General features: G+C 63.9%; 4 protein-coding genes (1 of these 4 running past the window's edge). All 4 read left to right on the top strand.

Annotation, left to right across the window (positions count from 1 at the left end):
• Tightly spaced (each overlapping or abutting the next), the 4 genes in view from WDN46_25115 to WDN46_25100 form a layout consistent with a single transcriptional unit that may run on beyond the window.
• Positions 1 to 7,327, top strand: the 3' portion of a protein-coding gene (locus tag WDN46_25115) for an amino acid adenylation domain-containing protein (protein MEJ0096571.1). The gene continues 545 nt to the left of window position 1, outside the view; only the last 7,327 of its 7,872 coding nucleotides appear in the window; its start codon lies beyond the left edge, outside the window; the stop codon is at positions 7,325 to 7,327.
• Entirely contained in the window at positions 7,324 to 21,348 is a 14,025-nt protein-coding gene (locus WDN46_25110; protein MEJ0096570.1) for an amino acid adenylation domain-containing protein, read from the top strand. Before WDN46_25115 ends, WDN46_25110 begins: the two co-directional genes overlap by 4 nt.
• Positions 21,345 to 22,382: a threo-3-hydroxy-L-aspartate ammonia-lyase gene (locus tag WDN46_25105; protein MEJ0096569.1), complete on the top strand. Its 1,038-nt coding sequence runs from the start codon at positions 21,345 to 21,347 to the stop codon at positions 22,380 to 22,382. The genes WDN46_25110 and WDN46_25105 overlap by 4 nt, the downstream gene beginning before the upstream one ends.
• Complete coding sequence (locus WDN46_25100) at positions 22,379 to 23,323, top strand: TauD/TfdA family dioxygenase (GenBank protein ID MEJ0096568.1); 945 nt, start codon at positions 22,379 to 22,381, stop codon at positions 23,321 to 23,323. The genes WDN46_25105 and WDN46_25100 overlap by 4 nt, the downstream gene beginning before the upstream one ends.

The raw sequence follows: 23,323 nt of genomic DNA, 5'->3' as shown, positions 1-23,323 counted from the left end.
GCTGATCCGCGCGCAGCTGATCCGGTTGGGCGACCGCGAGCACATCGCTCTGCTGACGATGCATCATATTGTGTCGGATGGTTGGTCGATTGGGGTGCTGATCAAAGAGATCGTGGCGCTTTACGCCGCCTATAGCCAGGGGCGGCCGTCGCCGCTGCCGGAGCTTTTGATCCAGTATGCGGACTACGCGCATTGGCAGCGCCAGTGGCTGCAGGGGGCGGCGCTCGAAGGCCAGCTCGGCTACTGGAAGGAGCAACTCGCGGACGCCCCGACGCTGCTCGCCCTGCCCACCGACCGGCCGCGCCCCGCCGTCGCCTCCTATCGCGGCGACCAGCTGCCGATCGCCATCGCGCCGGCGATGCACCATAAGCTCCGCGCGCTCGCCCGCAGCTCCGGGACCAGCCTGTTCATGCTGCTGCAGGCCGGCTTCGCCATCCTGCTCGGCAAGCTCGGAGCCGGCGACGACATCGCCATCGGCTCGCCCATCGCCGGCCGCACCGACAGCGCCCTCAACGACCTCATCGGCTTCTTCGTCAACACCCTGGTCCTGCGCACAAACCTTTCCGGCGACCCCAGCGTCCACGACCTGCTCGCCCGCGTGCGCGAGACCTGCCTTTCCGCCTACGCCAACCAGGACCTGCCGTTCGAGCGCCTCGTCGAGATCCTCAACCCGGCCCGCGCCCAGAACCATGCCCCGCTGTTCCAGGTCATGCTCGTCCTGCAGAACACCGAGGCCGCAAGCCTCGACCTGCCGGGCCTCGAGCTGCGCCAGCAGCCCGTCGGTACTGGCACGGCCAAGTTCGACCTCCTACTGAGCCTGACCGAGACCGCCGACGCAAAGGGTCGGCCGGCCGGGCTCGCCGGCGCGCTCGAATACGCAACCGACCTCTATGACCGCGCCAGCATCGAGATCCTGGCGTCGCGCCTCACCCGCGTTTTGGAGGCGATCGCCGCCGATCCGGCGCAGCGCATCGGCGCCATCGATCTGCTCACCGCCGATGAGCGCCGCCAGATCCTCGTCGATTGGAACGACACCGCCCATCCGCTGCCCGAAGCCACGCTGCCGCAGCTGTTCGAGGCGCAGGCCGAGCGCACGCCCGACGCCATCGCCCTCGTCTTCGAAGACGCCGAGCTCTCCTACGCCTCACTCAACGCCAAAGCCAATCAGCTCGCCCATCATCTGATCGGGCTCGGCATCGGGCCCGAGGCGATCGTCGCGCTTTGCCTGCCGCGCTCGCTCGAGATGGTCATCGCGCTGCTTGGCATCCTCAAGGCCGGCGCCGCCTATCTGCCGCTCGATCCCGACTACCCCGCCGAGCGCTTGCGCTTCATGCTCGAAGACGCACAGCCGCTCTGCCTCGTCAGCATGGGGGACGTCGCCGCCCACCTGAGCGACGCCGCCATCCCCCGCATCCTGCTCGATGACCCCGACATCGCCGCGGCCCTGCAGCAGGCGCCGCAAACCAACCCAACCGACGCCGAGCGAACCAAACCCCTCGCGCCCGAGAATCCCGCCTATGTCATCTACACCTCAGGATCAACCGGGACGCCCAAGGGCGTCGTCGTCGCGCAGGAGGCTATCGTTAACCGCCTGCGCTGGATGCAGGACGAATATGCACTGGATAACGCCGATCGCGTGCTGCAGAAAACGCCAGCCGGCTTCGATGTCTCCGTCTGGGAGGTCTTCTGGCCGCTGATCGAAGGCGCAACCTTGGTTGTCGCCAAGCCCGACGGACACAGGGATCCCGGCTATCTTGCAGACATCATCGCGCGCGAGCGGATCACGACGTTGCACTTCGTGCCGTCCATGCTGCAGAGCTTTCTCCAGAACTCCGCCATTTCAGCCTGCGGCGATCTCAAACGCGTCTTCTGCAGCGGCGAGGCTCTGCCGGAGGAGCTGCGCGCGCAGTTCCTCTCCGCTCTCGATACGCCCCTGCATAATCTCTACGGTCCCACCGAAGCCGCCGTTGACGTCACCTTCTGGGACTGCCGATCTAATAGCGACGCCGATGCCGCTTCTGTTCCGATAGGCCGTCCGATCTGGAATGCGCGGGTTTATGTTCTGGATGGTAGCTTGCGTCCCGTTCCGGCGGGGGTTGCGGGCGAGCTCTACATCGCCGGCGCGGGTCTGGCGCGCGGCTATCTGAACCGGCCGGGCCTCACCGCCGAGCGCTTCGTCGCGTGCCCGTTCGGGCCGCCCGGAACGCGCATGTATCGCAGCGGCGATCTCGCCAAGTGGCGTCCCGACGGCGCGCTCGACTTCCTCGGCCGCGCCGACCAGCAGGTCAAGATCCGCGGCTTCCGCATCGAGCCCGGCGAGATCGAGGCGGCGCTCGCCCGCCTGCCCGGCGTCGCCCAGGCCGCCGTCATCGCCCGCGAAGACCAGCCCGGACACAAGCAGCTCGTTGGATACGTTGTGCCGGGAAATAATCGCGCACGCGATGGGGAGCGCGAGGCGCGTCATATTGGCGATTGGCAACAGCTCTATGAGAAGCTTTACAGTACATCCAGCAAGACGAGTTTCGGCGAGGATTTTAGCGGCTGGAACAGCAGCTATGACGGGCAGCCATTACCGTTGTGGGAGATGCGTGAATGGCGCGCAGCCACTGTAGAACGTATTCGGGAGCTATCCCCACGACGCGTGCTTGAAATCGGCGTAGGAAGTGGCTTGCTGCTATCGCAGCTCGCTCCACACTGTGAGGCATATTGGGCCACCGATTTTTCCGCCGAAACCATTCAGAAGTTGCGCGACCGGCTCTTGCAGCAGCCAGACTGGGCAAAACGTGTGGAGCTGCGAGCGCAGGCCGCTGATATTCGCGATGGGCTTCCAAGCGGATTCTTCGATACTGTCGTCCTTAATTCGGTCGTTCAATATTTTCCGAGCGCCTCGTATCTGCTCGAGGTGATTCAGCAGACCATAGACCTGCTCGCGCCAGCCGGTTCAGTCTTCATCGGCGACGTGCGAAATCTGCAGCTCTTGCGCTGCTTCGCCAGCGCTACCGAGCTGCGAAAGGCCAGCCATCTGACCGATGCGTCCAAGCTGCGTCGACACATTGAACGGTCGATTGTCGCTGAGAAAGAGCTTCTGCTGGCTCCAGAATTCTTTGCTCTTCTTCCAGAAAACATCGGAGCAATCTCCGCAGTCGACATCCAGATCAAGCGGGCAACCTACCTCAATGAGCTGAGCCGTTATCGATATGACGTGGTTCTACATAAGGCGCCAAAGCAGACCATGTCCTTCCACGCGGCGCCGCAATTGCGATGGAATCAGGATGTCGTCGATCTTGATGCGTTGCGCGATCGCCTAAATCGACCGGATTTCGTCGCTGTTCGCCTCACCGGCGTCCCCAATGCGCGTCTCGCCCCGGAGTTGGCGGCCATATCCTTATTGGGCGGTGAACAAAATTTATTAACCTTACAACAAATGCTCGACGCCGTCGCACGGCCGTCGTCCCACCCAACAGCAGAAATGTTCTATGCTCTGGCTGCGGAGCTAGGTTTCCAAATTGGTGTTACATGGGATGACGCCAACGCCGCACCTATTGGCAGCTTGGATGTCATATTTTGGAAAGCAATTGGCTCGGACGCTGTGCCAACTGATCTCTTCCGATCAAGAAACCCGCAATGCGATTTTGTGAAGTTCGCTAATAACCCTATGCGGCACATTGATTTGGGCGCGCTGCGGCAGGCCCTGGGCGCAACCTTGCCGGACTACATGGTGCCGGCGGCGATCGTCTTGCTCGAGGCGCTGCCGCTGACCCCGAATGGCAAGCTCGACCGCCGCGCCCTGCCGGCGCCCGAGTTCCTCTCATCTGCCGGACGCAGCCCACGCACGCCGCAGGAGGAGATCCTCGCCAACCTCTTCGCCGAGACCCTCGGCCTCGAGGGCGTCTCCATCGACGACGGTTTCTTCGACCGCGGCGGCCATTCCCTGCTCGCCACCCGCCTCATCAGCCGCATCCGCTCTGAGCTCAAGATCGAGCTGCCCATCCGCGCTTTGTTCGAGGCCCCAACCGTCGCTCAGCTCGCCCTGCGGCTGACGGATGGCGCCAGCGCGCGGACGCCGCTGCGGCGGCTGCCGCGGCCGGAGCAGCTGCCGCTGTCGCCGGCGCAGCAGCGGCTGTGGTTCCTCTACCGGCTGGAGGGGCCGAGCGCCACCTACAACATCCCGGCGCCGCTGCGCCTCGAGGGCGCCCTCGACGGCGCGGCGCTCGAGGCGGCGCTCAGGGATCTCGTCGTCCGCCACGAGAGCCTGCGCACGGTCTTCCCCGAGATCGACGACGCGCCGCAACAGTTGGTGCTGGCCAGGGGGGATCCGCGCGCATGCCTCAGCTTGGAGCGGCGCGAGACAGACGAGGGCCATCTGCCGGATCTGCTGCGGCAGGCCGCCGACTACGCCTTCCGGCTCGACCGCGAGATGCCGATCCGCGCCACGCTGTTCCGCCTCGCCGAGGACAGCCATGTCCTGCTCGTTCTCGTGCATCACATCGCCGCCGACGGCGCCTCGCTGGCCCCGCTCGCCCGCGATCTGGCGCAGGCCTATGCGGCGCGCCTGAAGGGTCACGCGCCGGGCTTTGCGGCCTTGCCCGTGCAATACGCCGACTATGCGCTGTGGCAGCGCGAGCTGCTCGGCGCGGAGCGCCAATCCGATAGCCTGATCGCCCGCCAGGGCGCCTATTGGCGCCAGGCCCTCGCCGGCCTGCCCGAGCGCATCGCCCTGCCCACCGACCGGCCGCGCCCCGCCGTCGCCTCCTATCGCGGCGACCAGCTGCCGATCGCCATCGCGCCGGCGCTGCACCATAAGCTCCGCGCGCTCGCCCGCAGCTCCGGGACCAGCCTGTTCATGCTGCTGCAGGCCGGCTTCGCCATCCTGCTCGGCAAGCTCGGAGCCGGCGACGACATCGCCATCGGCTCGCCCATCGCCGGCCGCACCGACAGCGCCCTCGACGACCTCGTCGGCTTCTTCGTCAACACCCTGGTCCTGCGCACAAACCTTTCCGGCGACCCCAGCGTCCAGGACCTGCTCGCCCGCGTGCGCGAGCAGAGCCTCGCCGCCTACGCTAACCAGGACCTGCCGTTCGAGCGCCTCGTCGAGATCCTCAACCCGGCCCGCGCCCAGAACCATGCCCCGCTGTTCCAGGTCATGCTCGTCCTGCAGAACACCGAGGCCGCAAGCCTCGACCTGCCGGGCCTCGCCGTCAGCCGCCAGTCCCTCGCCGCCGCAGCCGCCAAGTTCGACCTGACGCTGAGCCTCGCCGAGACCGCCGACGCAAAGGGTCGGCCGGCCGGGCTCGCCGGCGCGCTCGAATACGCAACCGACCTCTATGACCGCGCCAGCATCGAGATCCTGGCGTCGCGCCTCACCCGCGTTTTGGAGGCGATCGCCGCCGATCCGGCGCAGCGCATCGGCGCCATCGATCTGCTCACCGCCGATGAGCGCCGCCAGATCCTCGTCGATTGGAACGACACCGCCCATCCGCTGCCCGAAGCCACGCTGCCGCAGCTGTTCGAGGCGCAGGCCGAGCGCACGCCCGACGCCATCGCCCTCGTCTTCGAAGACGCCGAGCTCTCCTACGCCGCACTTAACGCCAAAGCCAATCAGCTCGCCCATCATCTGATCGGGCTCGGCATCGGGCCCGAGGCGATCGTCGCGCTTTGCATGCCGCGCTCGCTCGAGATGGTCATTGCGCTGCTTGGCATCCTCAAGGCCGGCGCCGCCTATCTGCCGCTCGATCCCGACTACCCAGCCGAGCGCTTGCGCTTCATGCTCGAAGACGCACAGCCGCTCTGCCTCGTCAGCATGGGGGACGTCGCCGCCCACCTGAGCGACGCCGCCATCCCCCGCATCCTGCTCGATGACCCCGACATCGCCGCGGCCCTGCAGCAGGCGCCGCAAACCAACCCAACCGACGCCGAGCGAACCAAACCCCTCGCGCCCGAGAATCCCGCCTATGTCATCTACACCTCAGGATCAACCGGGACGCCCAAGGGCGTCGTCGTCGCGCAGGAGGCTATCGTTAACCGCCTGCGCTGGATGCAGGACGAATATGCACTGGATAACGCCGATCGCGTGCTGCAGAAAACGCCAGCCGGCTTCGATGTCTCCGTCTGGGAGGTCTTCTGGCCGCTGATCGAAGGCGCAACCTTGGTTGTCGCCAAGCCCGACGGACACAGGGATCCCGGCTATCTTGCAGACATCATCGCGCGCGAGCGGATCACGACGTTGCACTTCGTGCCGTCCATGCTGCAGAGCTTTCTCCAGAACTCCGCCATTTCAGCCTGCGGCGATCTCAAACGCGTCTTCTGCAGCGGCGAGGCTCTGCCGGAGGAGCTGCGCGCGCAGTTCCTCTCCGCTCTCGATACGCCCCTGCATAATCTCTACGGTCCCACCGAAGCCGCCGTTGACGTCACCTTCTGGGACTGCCGATCTAATAGCGACGCCGATGCCGCTTCTGTTCCGATAGGCCGTCCGATCTGGAATGCGCGGGTTTATGTTCTGGATGGTAGCTTGCGTCCCGTTCCGGCGGGGGTTGCGGGCGAGCTCTACATCGCCGGCGCGGGTCTGGCGCGCGGCTATCTGAACCGGCCGGGCCTCACCGCCGAGCGCTTCGTCGCGTGCCCGTTCGGGCCGCCCGGAACGCGCATGTATCGCAGCGGCGATCTCGCCAAGTGGCGTCCCGACGGCGCGCTCGACTTCCTCGGCCGCGCCGACCAGCAGGTCAAGATCCGCGGCTTCCGCATCGAGCCCGGCGAGATCGAGGCGGCGCTCGCCCGCCTGCCCGGGATCGCCCAGGCCGCCGTCATCGCCCGCGAAGACCAACCCGGACACAAGCAGCTCGTCGGCTATGTCGTCGCCAAGGCCGGCGTCGAGATCGATGGAGAGATCGCTCCGGCGGCGCTGCGCCAATCGCTGGCCGCAACCTTGCCGGACTATATGGTTCCCGCGGCTATCGTTTTCCTCGAGGCGCTGCCGCTGACGCCGAACGGCAAGCTCGATCGCCGCGCCCTGCCGGCGCCCGAGTTCCTCTCATCTGCCGGCCGCGCGCCGCGCACGCCGCAAGAGGAGATCCTCGCCAACCTCTTCGCCGAGATCCTCGGCCTCGAGAGCGTCTCCATCGACGACAGCTTCTTCGACCGCGGCGGCCATTCCCTGCTCGCCACCCACCTCATCAACCGCATCCGCTCTGAGCTCAAGATCGAGCTGCCCGTCCGCGTGCTGTTCGAGGCCCCAACCGTCGCTCAGTTGGCAGGGAAGCTGAATAACACCGAGAGCGCCCGCCCGCCGCTGCGGCCAATGCGGAAAAATTTGCACGGAGCATCCAAATGAACGACGCAGCCAATCAAGAAAGCGCGGAAATAGTACCTCTTTCTTTCGCCCAGCAGCGGCTGTGGTTCCTCTACCGGCTGGAGGGGCCGAGCTCCACCTACAACATCCCGGTGCGGCTGCACCTCGAGGGCGCGCTCGACGGCGCAGCGCTCGAGGCGGCGCTCAGGGATCTCGTCGTCCGCCACGAGATCCTGCGCACGCTCTTTCCCGAGATCGACGATGCGCCCCAGCAGCTCGTGCTGGCAACGGACGATCCGCGCGCATGCCTGACGCTCGATCGACAGGACGTCAACGAGGCGACGCTGCCGGATCTGCTGCGGCAGGCCGCAACCTACGCCTTCCGGCTCGACCGCGAGATGCCGATCCGCGCCACGCTGTTCCGCCTCGCCGAGGACAGCCATGTCCTGCTCGTTCTCGTGCATCACATCGCCGCCGACGGCGCCTCGCTGGCCCCCCTCGCCCGTGATCTGGCGCAGGCCTACGCCGCTCGCCTGAAGGGTCAAGCGCCGGCCTTTGCGCCCTTGCCCGTACAATACGCCGACTATGCGCTGTGGCAGCGCGAGCTGCTCGGCGAGGAGAGCCAGCCGGGCAGCCTGATCGCCCAGCAGGGTGCCTATTGGCGCCAGGCCCTCGCCGGCCTGCCCGAGTGCATCGCCCTGCCCACCGACCGGCCGCGCCCGGCCATCTCCTCCTATCGCGGCGACCAGCTGCCGATCCAGATCGCGCCGGCGCTGCACGCCAAGCTCCGCGCGCTCGTCCGCAGCTCCGGGACCAGCCTGTTCATGCTGCTGCAGGCCGGCCTCGCCATCCTGCTCGGCAAGCTCGGAGCCGGCGACGACATCGCCATCGGCTCGCCCATCGCCAGCCGCACCGACAGCGCCCTCAACGACCTCGTCGGCTTCTTCGTCAACACCCTGGTCCTGCGCACAAACCTCTCTGGCGATCCCAGCGTCCAGGACCTGCTCGCCCGCGTGCGCGAGCAGAGCCTTTCCGCCTACGCCAACCAGGACCTGCCGTTCGAGCGCCTCGTTGAGATCCTCAACCCCGCCCGCGCCCAGAACCATGCCCCGCTGGTCCAGGTCATGCTCGTCCTGCAGAACACCGAGGCCGCCACCCTCGACCTGCCGGGCCTCGAGCTGCGCCAAGAGCCTGTCGGTACTGGCACGGCCAAGTTCGACCTCCTGCTGAGCCTGACTGAGACAGCCGACGCAAAGGGTCAGCCGGCCGGCCTCGCCGGCGCCATCGAATACGCAACGGACCTCTATGACCGCGCCAGCATCGAGATCCTGGCGTCGCGCCTCACCCGCGTTTTGGAGGCGATCGCCGCCGATCCGGCGCAGCGCATCGGCGACATCGACCTGCTCACCCCCGATGAGCGCCGCCAGATCCTCGTCGATTGGAATGACACCGCCCATCCGCTGCCCGAAGCCACGCTGCCGCAGCTGTTCGAGGCGCAGGCCGAGCGCACGCCCGACGCCATCGCCCTCGTCTTCGAAGACGCCGAGCTCTCCTACGCCGCACTCAACGCCAAAGCCAATCAGCTCGCCCATCACCTGATCGGGCTCGGCATCGGGCCCGAGGCCATCGTCGCGCTTTGCCTGCCGCGCTCGCTCGAGATGGTCATCGCGCTGCTTGGCATCCTCAAGGCCGGCGCCGCCTATCTGCCGCTCGATCCCGACTACCCCGCCGAGCGGTTGCGCTTCATGCTCGCCGACGCACGGCCAAGCGCCGTCATCGCCATCAGCGATATCCCCGCCCAGCTGCTCGGCGATGATAATCCCCACATCCTGCTCGATGACCCCGAGATCGTCGCGGCCTTGGAAAACGCCCCGCAAACCAACCCAACCGACGCCGGCCGCACCAAACCCCTTGCGCCGCAAAATCCCGCCTATGTCATCTACACCTCAGGATCAACCGGAACACCCAAGGGCGTCGTCGTCGGACAGGGGGGCCTCTTCAATTACGCGCGTTGGGCGATAGAGACATATCCCTTGGATCTCGGAGTGGGCGCAGCGGTCGCAACCCCTCTAGCATTCGATGCCACGATAACCAGCCTTCTACTCCCGCTCGCGTCCGGCAAGAGTTCTTTCCTGCTTCGTCCGGGACAGGAACTCGCACATCTGTCCGAAATCTTACTTCAATGCGGAAATTACAGTCTGCTTAAGCTGACGCCTGCACATATCGAAGCCCTGAACCGTATGGTTCCAGAGCCGTCGCTGGACGCAACGGTCCATTCCATTGTGATCGGCGGAGAGGCGCTTCAACACGCTACGGTCGCCGATTGGCGACGGCGTGGGCCGTTGATCCGACTCTTCAATGAGTATGGTCCGACAGAGACAGTTGTCGGTTGCACACTCTACGAGATCCGGGCGGACGATCCCGAAGATGGCGACGTTCCGATAGGCCGTCCGATCTGGAATGCGCGGGTTTATGTTCTGGACGGCTTGCTGCGTCCGGTTCCGGTGGGCGTGGCGGGCGAGCTGTACATCGCCGGCGCGGGTCTCGCCCGCGGCTATCTGAACCGGCCGGGGCTCACCGCCGAGCGCTTCGTCGCGTGCCCGTTCGGGCCGCCCGGCGCGCGCATGTATCGAACCGGTGATCTCGCGAAGTGGCGCGCCGACGGCGTCCTCGACTTCCTGGGGCGAGCCGACCAGCAGGTCAAGATCCGCGGCTTCCGCATCGAGCCCGGCGAGATCGAGGCGGCGCTCGCCCGCCTGCCCGAAGTCGCCCAGGCCGCCGTCATCGCCCGCGAGGATCAACCCGGACACAAGCAGCTCGTCGGATACGTCGTCGCCAAGGCCGGCGTCGAGATCGATGGAGAGATCGCTCCGGCGGCGCTGCGCCAATCGCTGGCCGCAACCTTGCCGGACTATATGGTTCCCGCGGCTATCGTTTTCCTCGAGGCGCTGCCGCTGACGCCGAACGGCAAGCTCGATCGCCGCGCCCTGCCGGCGCCCGAGTTCCTCTCATCTGCCGGCCGCGCGCCGCGCACGCCGCAGGAAGAGATCCTCGCCAACCTCTTCGCCGAAGTCCTCGACATCGAGAGCGTCTCCATCGACGACGGCTTCTTCGACCGCGGCGGCCATTCCCTGCTCGCCACCCGCCTCATCAGCCGCATCCGCTCCGAGCTCAACGTCGAGCTGCCCATTCGCGTGCTGTTCGAAGCGCCGACCGTGGCGCAATTGGCGCAGCGGGTCGAGCAGGAGCAGCGCGAACGGACAGGTTTGCAGTTGCCGGCGCTGGCTCCTGTGGGGCGCGGCGAAGACATGCCGCTGTCGTTTGCGCAGCAGCGTTTGTGGTTTTTGAACCAGCTTGAGGCGGGCAGCGCGTTTTACAACATGCCGGCCGCGGTGCGGTTGACCGGGAAGCTGGACGTCGAGGCGCTGAGGCGCACGCTCAACGAGATCGTGCGGCGGCATGAGGCGCTGCGCACGCGCTTTGCGTCGGTCGACGGCGCGCCGACGCAAATCATCGCCGCGGCGCTGGAGTTGGCGCTGCCGCTGACGGATCTGAGCGAACTCCCCGCGGCGGAGGCCGAGGGCCGCGCGCAGCAGAGCGCGCAAGACGAAGCCCGTACGCCGTTCGATCTGGAGCATGGGCCGCTGATCCGCGCGCAGCTGATCCGGTTGGGCGACCGCGAGCACATCGCACTGCTGACGATGCATCATATTGTGTCGGATGGTTGGTCGATTGGGGTGCTGATCAAAGAGATCGCGGCGCTTTACGCCGCCTATAGCCAGGGGCGGCCGTCGCCGCTGCCGGAGCTTTTGATCCAGTACGCGGACTACGCGCATTGGCAGCGCCAGTGGCTGCAGGGGGCGGCGCTCGAAGGCCAGCTCGGCTACTGGAAGGAGCAACTCGCGGACGCCCCGACGCTGCTCGCCCTGCCGACCGACCGGCCGCGCCCGGCGGCGCAAGGCGCGCAAGGTGATGCAATCTCGATCACGATCTCATCGCAAGATGCAGCACGGCTTCAAATTTGGGCAGAAGAACATCATGCGACATTATTCATGACGTTGCTGACGATCCTCGAGATCGTCCTTTTCCGCTGGACGAGGACAGCGGATGTCATTGTCGGCACGGTTGTCGCCGGACGAATGCAGACCGCGGTCGAACCGCTGATTGGCTGCTTTATGAATTTCCTCCCCCTGAGAATGCGATGCGAACCCGTGGAGTCGGCCACGGGCATGCTTAAGCGCTTGAGAGAGATTGTGCTCGGCGCGTACTCCCACCAGGACTGTCCGTTTGAGGCGATTATCGAGGCGGTCAATCCCGCACGGGATACCAGCCACAATCCGATCTTCAACGTCGCCTTGTTGTTGCAGAATTACCCGAGAAGCGCATTGATGCTAGACCAGCTCAAGTTGGAAGCGCTGCCAACCAATCGCCATGCGAGCGCGCTGGATTTGCGCTTCGTCGCGGAGCATAAGCATGAAGGCCTTCGCCTGACATGCGAGTACAATACGGATTTGTTCGATCAAGCCACGATTGCGGCTGTGTTGGATGCGTATACACAAGTTCTCGCACAGGCGCTCGATAGGCCGGATACGCCCATACAGAGCTTGCCGTTGCCTGACGCGCTGGCGAAACAGGCCGAAGCATCGATCAAACGCGATAGGAAGCAGCGTTTGGTGGTGGCCTCCACTTTCACAGCGGAGCCGATCGAATCCGCGCTCTTGTTCTGGATAATGAAACTCGGTCTAACCGCCGAGATCGAATTTGCTCCTTATAACCAAGTATTCCAGACGCTGCTCGATTCACAAGGCCTGTTCGCGACCAATCGTGATGGGGTCAACATAATCTTATTGCGGCTCGAGGATTGGATCCGCGATGCTGGGAGAGACATAAGCACAACAGAGCAGTTCCGCCTTATGGAGAACAACGCAGAGGAATTGGTCGCCGCAACGAACGTCCTCGCAAAGCAAGCCGGTGTACCGTTAGTGATCTGCTTTTGCCCGCTCTCGCTCGCTCTCGACCAACAAGATCTATACCGCACCTTCATCACGGACTTGGAACATCGCCTGGTCGCCCAGCTGCGTTCGATCGTGGGGGTCTACCCGAATTCCTCGGCGCGGCTTAAACAACTTTATCCAGTTCTCGCTTACGAAGACAATTACGCGGATAGGCTTGGCCACATCCCGTACACCCAAGAGCAATACGCGGGACTAGCAACACTGATGGCTCGCCATGTAATGGCTTTGCGCTCCAGGCCCTACAAAGTCATCGTATTGGACTGCGACGATACTTTGTGGGAGGGAGTGTGCGGCGAGGTTGGACCGTCTGGCATCCGCCTCACCGAGGCACACCGGGCGTTGCAATGCTTCATTGTAGCGCAGCAAGAAGCCGGCATGCTGCTATGTCTGTGTAGCAAGAATAATGCGGATGATGTAGAGGCTGTTTTCTATGCATGGCCCCAGATGCCCTTGCAAAAGGAACACGTCATTGCGTCGCGTATCAACTGGCGGCCCAAGTCGGAGAATATCAAGGCGCTCGCTCAGGAACTGCAGCTCGGTCTCGATAGCTTCATTTTCGTCGACAACAGTGCATTGGAGTGTTCCGAAGTCGAGTCGCATTGTCCGGGCGTTTTGGTTCTGCACTTGCCGAGCGCGCCCGAGTTGATCCCGCACTTTCTGGATCACGTGTGGGCATTCGATCACTTGGCGGTCAAGAGCAATTCGCTGCAACGCACGCAACAATACCGGCATAACCAAGCGCGTGAAGTGGTCCGCGACAGCGCCTCGAGTTTCGAGGAGTTTTTGGACAGGCTGGAATTGAAGGTGGAGATGGAGGTTGTTCAGGACCACCAGCTGGAACGTGTCGCTGAATTAACGCAACGCACCAACCAATTCAATTTGAATCCTTTGGCGCGCAATCCGGCCGACATTCGCATGGCCGCCGATAGAACACCCTTCTGGACGATACGCGTACATGACCGCTTCGGGGCATATGGATTGGTCGGCGCCCTCGCGTATGAGATAAACGACGAAGTCTTGGAGGTTGGGACATTTCTGTTGAGCTGCCGTGTGCTTGGCCGGGGCGTAGAACACGAAATCGTGCGCAGGCTCGGTGAGCTTGCTGTGCAAGCAGGATGCCGAACTGTCGCGTTTCCCTATCGGGCCACCGGACGCAATCGCCCTTTGCTTGGTTTCCTGGAAACAATTGCGGCGCCTGGCACAATGGCTTCAGGAGCGCCCTGTTTTACGGTTGCGGCTGTGCAAGCTCGACATCTTGTCCCGGCGGCGGCGCCATCCGTCGAAGACGAGTCTTTCGCATCGAGTGAGCGTCCTGTGGACTTGAGCGTCCTGACCGACATCGGGATCTTCAAGGAAATTGCGCGGGACTTGAGCGATATCCCGCGCATTGTGCGCGTGATCCGCGCATCGACGATACGTACCGTTGAGCATCCGCAAGGCTATGCGGCTCCGCGCACGCCGGCTGAGACGGCGATGGCGCAGATCTGGGCGGAGGTGCTCAAGCTGGATCGCGTCGGCATCCACGACGACTTCTTCGAACATGGCGGCCACTCGATGCTGGCGATGCAAGCGATTGCCCGAGTGCAGAGCATCTTCGATGTGGAGCTGCCTTTGCGTGCGCTGTTCGAAGCGCCGACCGTGGCGCAATTGGCGCAGCAGGTCGAGCAGGAGCAGCGCGAACGGACAGGTTTGCAGTTGCCGGCGCTGGCTCCTGTGGGGCGCGGCGAAGACATGCCGCTGTCGTTTGCGCAGCAGCGTTTGTGGTTTTTGAACCAGCTTGAGGCGGGCAGCGCGTTTTACAACATGCCGGCCGCGGTGCGGTTGACCGGGAAGCTGGACGTCGAGGCGCTGAGGCGCACGCTCAACGAGATCGTGCGGCGGCATGAGGCGCTGCGCACGCGCTTTGCGTCGGTCGACGGCGCGCCGACGCAAATCATCGCCGCGGCGCTGGAGTTGGCGCTGCCGCTGACGGATCTGAGCGAACTCCCCGCGGCGGAGGCCGAGGGCCGCGCGCAGCAGAGCGCGCAAGACGAAGCCCGTACGCCGTTCGATCTGGAGCATGGGCCGCTGATCCGCGCGCAGCTGATCCGGTTGGGCGACCGCGAGCACATCGCACTGCTGACGATGCATCATATTGTGTCGGATGGTTGGTCGATTGGGGTGCTGATCAAAGAGATCGTGGCGCTTTACGCCGCCTATAGCCAGGGGCGGCCGTCGCCGCTGCCGGAGCTTTTGATCCAGTATGCGGACTACGCGCATTGGCAGCGCCAGTGGCTGCAGGGGGCGGCGCTCGAAGGCCAGCTCGGCTACTGGAAGGAGCAACTCGCGGACGCCCCGACGCTGCTCGCCCTGCCCACTGACCGGCCGCGCCCGGCGGTGCAGCGCTATGACGGCGGCACGCTGCGTTTTGCGGTGTCGCGGCAGACCACGACTGGGCTCAACGCGCTGGCGCGGCAAGCGCAGGCGACGTTGTTCATGACGCTGGCTGCGGCGTTCAACGTGCTGCTCTCGCGCTACGCGGGTCAGGACGACATTTGCGTCGGCACGTCGATCGCCAACCGCCCGCGCCCCGAGGTCGAGGGGCTGATCGGCTTCTTTGTGAACACGCTGGTGCTGCGCACGCGGCTTGCGGGCAACCCGAGCTTCAAGGATCTGCTGATGCAGGTGCGGAGCACGGCGCTGGCGGCCTATGCGCATCAGGATGTGCCGTTTGAGCAGCTTGTCGAGGAGCTGAAGCCGCAACGGCATCTCAGTCATGCGCCGCTGTTCCAGGTGATGCTGGTGTTGCAGAACGCGCCGATGGAGGCGTTGCGGCTGCCGGGACTGCGGTTGGAGGGTGTTGAGGCGGGCAGCGAGACCGCCAAATTCGACCTGACGCTGATGGCGGCCGAGCGCGAGGATGAGCTTCGGGCGACGTTGACGTACAACACGTCTCTGTTCGATGCGCCGACGATTGAGCGGATGGCGGAGCACTTCACGCGGTTGTTGGACGGCATTGTCGAAGCGCCGGAGACGAGGATCGCGCAGCTGCCGATGTTGAGCGCGGCGGAACGCCATCAAGTCGTGGCGGAGTGGAACGCGACGGCCGTGGACTACGAGGGGGCGCAGACGCTGCACGAGCTGTTCGAAGCGCAGGTGGCGGAGGCTCCGGACGCGGTGGCGGTGGCGTTCGAAGGACGCGAGCTGACCTATGGCGAGCTGAATGCGCGCTCGAACCAGCTTGCGCATTACCTGCGGCAATGTGGGGTGGGGCCTGAGGTTCTGGTCGGCCTGTGCGTTGAACGCTCGCTGGAGATGGTGGTTGGGCTGCTCGGCGTTCTGAAGGCCGGCGGAGCCTATGTGCCGCTGGACCCAAGCTATCCGCCGGAGCGCCTGGCGTACATGCTCGACGATGCAAAGCTCGGTGTCCTGGTGACGCAGGCGCATCTGGTCGAGGCCTTGCCTGCGTATGTCGGAGCGTGCGTGTGCGTGGACGCGGATGGGCGGGCGATCGCGACGATGCCGACGCATGCGCCGCGCAGCGAAGCGTCGGGCCAGCACCTCGCCTATGTGACCTACACCTCCGGCTCGACCGGGCGCCCCAAGGGGGTGATGACGCGGCATGCGAGCGCGGTGAACTATCTTCGGTTCATCGTGAATCAATACGGCGTCACAGCCGGCGAACGGGTGTTGCAGATACCGACGTTGTCCTTTGATGCGTCGGTGCGCGATATCTTCGGCTGCCTGAGCGCGGGCGGGCGGCTTCGGGTGATGACCGGGGCCGACGCCAAGCATGCGCAGGCGGTGCTGGAGCATCTGCGTCGCGATGCGATCACGGCGATCCTCAGCATCACGCCATCGTTCCTGGAAGCGATCACGAGCATAGCGCGCGCCGGCGGCGAGGGCGCAATGGCGGCAAGTTCGCTGAGGCTGGTGCTGGCGTCGGGGGAGGCGCTCTCGGAACGGGTCATCGAATCGGTGCGGGAGGTTCTTGGCGCCCAGGCGGAGGTGGTGAACCAGTACGGGCCGACCGAATGCACGATGACCTCGACCTATTACCGGAGCCGGGGTGGGGAGGCGGTGCGTGTGGGACGTGCGATCGACAACGTGCGGGCGTACGTGCTTGATGCGGCGATGGCGGCGACTCCGGTGGGGGTGTCCGGGGAGCTGTATATCGGGGGAGCGGGCCTGAGCCGAGGATATCTGAATCGGCCGGATTTGACGGCGGAGCGTTTCGTGCCGAACCCGTTCGCGGCCGGTGAGCGGCTGTATCGAAGCGGAGATCGCGCCCGATGGACGGCGCAGGGGCAGCTGGACTATCTGGGTCGGCTGGACGATCAGGTGAAGATCCGGGGTTTCCGGATCGAGCTGGGCGAGGTCGAGGCCGTCCTGGCGGCTCTGCCGGGGGTGGGCGAAGCGATCGTGGCGGCGCGCGAGGACGAGCCCGGCGAGCGTCGGCTTGTGGCTTACGTGACGCCGCGGGCGCATGAGGCCGCCGAGGCGCGAGAGGGAACGGAACGCGGCGAGGATGGCGGCGAAGGGGATGGGCTGGAGGAGGCTGGCGCGCTGCGCGCCGCGCTGCTGCGCGTGCTGCCCGACTATATGGTTCCGTCGCATTTTGTGGCGCTTGATCGGCTGCCGCTGACGCCGAACGGCAAGATCGACCGCAAGGCGTTGCCGGCTCCGGGCGCGCAGCGCGGCGAGGGCGGCTATGCGGCTCCGCGCACGCCGGCTGAGACGGCGATGGCGCAGATCTGGGCGAAGGTGCTCAAGCTGGATCGCGTCGGCATCCACGACGACTTCTTCGAACATGGCGGCCACTCGATGCTGGCGATGCAAGCGATTGCCCGAGTGCAGAGCATCTTCGATGTGGAGCTACCTTTGCGTGCGCTGTTCGAAGCGCCGACCGTGGCGCAATTGGCGCAGCAGGTCGAGCAGGAGCAGCGCGAACGGACAGGTTTGCAGTTGCCGGCGCTGGCTCCTGTGGGGCGCGGCGAAGACATGCCGCTGTCGTTTGCGCAGCAGCGTTTGTGGTTTTTGAACCAGCTTGAGGCGGGCAGCGCGTTTTACAACATGCCGGCCGCGGTGCGGTTGACCGGGAAGCTGGACGTCGAGGCGCTGAGGCGCACGCTCAACGAGATCGTGCGGCGGCATGAGGCGCTGCGCACGCGCTTTGCGTCGGTCGACGGCGCGCCGACGCAAATCATCGCCGCGGCGCTGGAGTTGGCGCTGCCGCTGACGGATCTGAGCGAACTCCCCGCGGCGGAGGCCGAGGGCCGCGCGCAGCAGAGCGCGCAAGACGAAGCCCGTACGCCGTTCGATCTGGAGCATGGGCCGCTGATCCGCGCGCAGCTGATCCGGTTGGGCGACCGCGAGCACATCGCACTGCTGACGATGCATCATATTGTGTCGGATGGTTGGTCGATTGGGGTGCTGATCAAAGAGATCGCGGCGCTTTACGCCGCCTATAGCCAGGGGCGGCCGTCGCCGCTGCCGGAGCTTTTGATCCAGTATGCGGACTACGCGCATTGGCAGCGCCAGTGGCTGCAGGGGGCGGCGCTCGAAGGCCAGCTCGGCTACTGGAAGGAGCAACTCGCGGACGCCCCGACGCTGCTCGCCCTGCCCACTGACCGGCCGCGCCCGGCGGTGCAGCGCTATGACGGCGGCACGCTGCGTTTTGCGGTGTCGCGGCAGACCACGACTGGGCTCAACGCGCTGGCGCGGCAAGCGCAGGCGACGTTGTTCATGACGCTGGCTGCGGCGTTCAACGTGCTGCTCTCGCGCTACGCGGGTCAGGACGACATTTGCGTCGGCACGTCGATCGCCAACCGCCCGCGCCCCGAGGTCGAGGGGCTGATCGGCTTCTTTGTGAACACGCTGGTGCTGCGCACGCGGCTTGCGGGCAACCCGAGCTTCAAGGATCTGCTGATGCAGGTGCGGAGCACGGCGCTGGCGGCCTATGCGCATCAGGATGTGCCGTTTGAGCAGCTTGTCGAGGAGCTGAAGCCGCAACGGCATCTCAGTCATGCGCCGCTGTTCCAGGTGATGCTGGTGTTGCAGAACGCGCCGATGGAGGCGTTGCGGCTGCCGGGACTGCGGTTGGAGGGTGTTGAGGCGGGCAGCGAGACCGCCAAATTCGACCTGACGCTGATGGCGGCCGAGCGCGAGGATGAGCTTCGGGCGACGTTGACGTACAACACGTCTCTGTTCGATGCGCCGACGATTGAGCGGATGGCGGAGCACTTCACGCGGTTGTTGGACGGCATTGTCGAAGCGCCGGAGACGAGGATCGCGCAGCTGCCGATGTTGAGCGCGGCGGAACGCCATCAAGTCGTGGCGGAGTGGAACGCGACGGCCGTGGACTACGAGGGGGCGCAGACGCTGCACGAGCTGTTCGAAGCGCAGGTGGCGGAGGCTCCGGACGCGGTGGCGGTGGCGTTCGAAGGACGCGAGCTGACCTATGGCGAGCTGAATGCGCGCTCGAACCAGCTTGCGCATTACCTGCGGCAATGTGGGGTGGGGCCTGAGGTTCTGGTCGGCCTGTGCGTTGAACGCTCGCTGGAGATGGTGGTTGGGCTGCTCGGCGTTCTGAAGGCCGGCGGAGCCTATGTGCCGCTGGACCCAAGCTATCCGCCGGAGCGCCTGGCGTACATGCTCGACGATGCGCGTCCGGCGGTGCTGCTTACGCAAGCGGCGGTGCTGCCCAGGCTGCCGGGCGTCGAGATCGCGGTGCTGTGCCTGGACGTCCAATGGCCCGCGCTCGCCGAGTGCTCGGCCGCCAATCCGGCGCGCCTCAGTGAAGCAGATCACCTCGCCTATGTGATCTACACCTCCGGCTCAACCGGCCGCCCCAAAGGGGTCGGCGTGCCGCAGAGTGGACTGGTCAATTTTGTGCACGCGACGCAACAAGCGCTCGAACTGGACCGGCATGACGTGTTGTTAAGCGTGACGTCGCTATCGTTCGATATTGCGGCGCTCGAGCTTTTTCTGCCGCTGCTGGTCGGGGCTAGCACGCTTCTGCCGAGCCGCGACGTGGTCGGCGATCCGATGCAACTTGTTGCGCTGATGGAGCGCTGTCAAGTCTCAGTCATGCAGGCGACGCCTGCGACTTGGCGCGCGCTAGCAACTTATCGATGGCCGAGCCGGCAAAAGCCGCTAAAGGCCTTGTGCGGCGGCGAGGCTTTGCCGCTCGAACTAGCCCGACGACTGCTGCAACATACGTCGCAGGTGTGGAACCTATATGGGCCCACGGAGGCCACGATCTGGTGCGCGCTTCAGCGCCTCACGCCGGAGAATCTGAACCTGAGCGTGCCGATCGGTCGGCCGATCGCCAACACGCAGCTGTACATCCTGGACGAGTTGCTGAACCCGGCGCCAGTGGGGGTGGCGGGGGAGCTGCACATTGCGGGTGCGGGCCTGGCGCGCGGATATCTGCAGCGCCCGGATCTGACCGCCGAGAAGTTCATCGCCAATCCGTTCGGGCCGCCCGGCGCGCGCATGTACAAGTCTGGAGACCTGGCGCGCTACTTGCCTGATGGCGCGATCGAGTATCTGGGTCGGCTGGACGATCAGGTGAAGATCCGGGGTTTCCGGATCGAGCTGGGCGAGGTCGAGGCCGTCCTGGCGGCTCTGCCGGGGGTGGGCGAAGCGATCGTGGCGGCGCGCGAGGACGAGCCTGGCGAGCGTCGGCTTGTGGCTTACGTGACGCCGCGGGCGCATGAGGCCGCCGAGGCGCGAGAGGGAACGGAACGCGGCGAGGATGGCGGCGAAGGGGATGGGCTGGAGGCCGGCGCGCTGCGCGCCGCGCTGCTGCGCGTGCTGCCCGACTATATGGTTCCGTCGCATTTTGTGGCGCTTGATCGGCTGCCGCTGACGCCGAACGGCAAGATCGACCGCAAGGCGTTGCCGGCTCCGGGCGCGCAGCGCGGCGAGGGCGGCTATGCGGCTCCGCGCACGCCAGCTGAGGCGGCGATGGCGCAGATCTGGGCGGAGGTGCTCAAGCTGGATCGCGTCGGCATCCACGACAACTTCTTCGAACTTGGCGGCCACTCGATGCTGGCGGTCAAACTGACAGCCGCCGTCAAGCATCGCTTCGATTTCGAGTTGCCCTTGTCACAACTATTTGTATCCCCGACTGTCGCAGCGCTGAGTCAAGAAATCGCTGCCAATCGGCCGCTTCAACGTCTGCTGGTGCCGATAAAGGGAGGAAGCTGCGAGCCACCGCTTTTCTTGTTTCACCCGAGCGGCGGCGGAATATTCTGTTACTCGCAGTTGGCGAATGCGCTTGATGAAACGCGTCCCGTGTACGGCATACGATCAGCGCACCGTACAGGCATTTCGATCGAGCCCTATGACCTCGAAACAGTCTGCAACGCATACGTTGCAGAACTTCTCGCTTTGCAACCGAGTGGTCCGTTCTACTTAGGCGGATATTCGTTGGGTGGCGGACTCGCATTCCAAGTCGCACGGAGTCTCGAACGAGACCACCATGAGGTGGCCGCCGTAGTATTGTTGGATACCGTGATCCGAAAAAACGATGCAGATGCTCACGCCGAGACATCCCTCTCAGACTTCATTCAATCGATGGTGAATCGATCGCCGCAAAACATCGAGGGTCTGTTCGGGGCGGATCTCGTACTGGTCCATGCCAAGATAAATGCGCTGATAAACAAGATCGGGCTCCAAGCGTTCGTTGACAGGTTATGCGTGGAGCAAAATGACTTAGACGACGTGTTAGGTTTCAGTAAACCCCATCAGAATCTTTTATTAGAAATACACCGGGCCATGGACATTCACAACAGGCTGATGATGTCATTCGAGCCGGGATTAATAAAGGCCCCGATCCACAGCTTTTGGGCAGAACGGACACTTGCGCAAGGCTATGACGAGAACGCATGGCTCTCGTATTCGGAAAACGGGCCATGTTGTACCATCCATATATTGCCCGGGGGACACGAGACTTTTATCAACGGCGACAACGCTGACACGATTGCGCGAATATTGAGCGACGTGCTGTGTGCCGACGGCGGTGGCACAATAGCAGTCAAAGGCAACGGTGACTACAAATGACGCCTCTCGCTTTCCAGCCCACCAAAAGCGAAATGGCCAACGAAACTCTCTCTGTCAAATTTTCAGACATAGCGGCGGCCGCGCGGACGCTCGCCGACGTCGCACATCGGACGCCGGTATTCACATCTCGCGACGCAGACAAGGATACTGGGGCGCAACTTTTCTTTAAATGTGAAAACTTCCAGCATGGAGGAGCATTTAAATTCCGCGGCGCGTACAACGCGATCAGCCGCTTGAGTGAGAAGCGCAAGCGCTGCGGAGTAGTCGCTTATTCGTCAGGCAATCACGCGCAAGGGGTGGCATTGGCATCTCGACTGCTTGGAGTGCGGGCAACCGTGGTGATGCCCAACAACACACCGGACACCAAGTTGGCGGCCGCGCGGGCTTTCGGTGCCGAGGTGGTCCTATACGCCCCTGAATGCGACGATCGCGAAGCCATTGCAGCTCGGCTAGCGGAGAAGATTGGCGCCGTACTGATTCCTCCTTCGGACCATCCGCACGTCATAGCAGGACAAGGGACAGTCATCAAAGAGTTGATAGAGGCAGTGGGGCGTCTCGATTATGTAATAGCGCCCGTTGGTGGTGGTGGGCTGCTCGCGGGCAGCGCGATTGCCGCCATGCATTTGTCTCCGGGCTGCTCTGTAATCGGCGTAGAACCTGAAGCGGCCAATGACGCGCAACAGTCGCTTTCCGCCGGGACGATCGTTCACATCGCAACGCCTAAAACGATCGCGGATGGCGCACGGAATCGGCATATAGGGTCTCTCGTACTGCCGCTGTTGCAGGCATATGTGAACAAAATAATCACCGTGTCGGACGACCAGTTGATGGTGCAGATGCGATTCTTTGCTGAGCGCATGAAGATGGTAGTCGAGCCGACCGGCTGCCTTGCGGCTGCAGCGGCGCTGAATCATGTTGTCGACTTATCCGGCGCCCGGGTTGGTGTGATAGTAAGCGGCGGCAATGTAGACGCCGAAATGCTCGGCTGCTCGTTGATCGACTCAAAACCTAGACAAATTTGGAGCGTGAGATGAAACTGGATGCGTTTCCCTATGTGTTGGATGCGAACGATAACCGCGAACCTGAAATTAAGCCGTTCTGGCAGTCTAATCGTGCCGCTATCGACAGGGCCTTGCTTGAGCATGGCGCTATTTTATTGAAGAATTTCAGCGTCGATTCGATCTTGAAATTTGATGACTTCATGGGCAACGCATCGGTAAAGCTGGCGAATTATATAGACGGAAATTCCCCACGACTGAAATTGACGGGCGGCGTCTACACTTCCACGGAATATCCAGCCGATGCCCCAATCTCTCTCCACAACGAATTATCGTACAGCGAAATTTGGCCGGCTCGATTGTACTTTTGCTGCGTGACGCCTGCTCATACCGGCGGCAGTACAACCATTGCCAACAGCCGCTCGATTCTCAAAAATCTGCCGCCCGAAATTGTAAAAATATACGAGGAGAAGGGTGTCATCTATGTGCGCAATCTACGCAGCGATGCGGGCGTAGGAGTTGGCAAATCGTGGCAGCAAACGTTCGAGACGACGCGACAGGGTGATGTCGAAACTTACTGCGGGGACCGCAACATTCGCTATAAGTGGACGTCCGGTGGAGGACTGCGCCTTGTCCAAGTGCGGCCGGCCATCGCGATCCATCCTGAAACTGGCGAAAAAGTCTGGTTCAACCAGGCGGACCAATTTCACCCTTCCACCAATCCACCGGAAGTTTACGAAGCGCTGCAAGAATTATACGGCGACGATCCGTTCGGAATGCCTCAATATAGTTGTTTCGGCGACGGCTCTCCGATCTCCGCCAACATTTTGGACGAAGTAAGGGCGACGCTGGAACAGCATGAAGTCGCGTTTTCCTGGATGCGTGGCGATTTGATGGTGATCGATAACATGCTGACTGCACATGGTAGGTCCCCATATTCGGGCGAGCGAAAAATTCTCGTTTCGATGAGCATGTAG

The organism is Methylocella sp. (genome assembly GCA_037200525.1).
Lineage (GTDB): Bacteria > Pseudomonadota > Alphaproteobacteria > Rhizobiales > Beijerinckiaceae > Methylocapsa.
The sequence above is the reverse complement of the archived record's forward strand: the minus strand, read 5'-3'. Positions and strand labels throughout refer to the sequence as shown.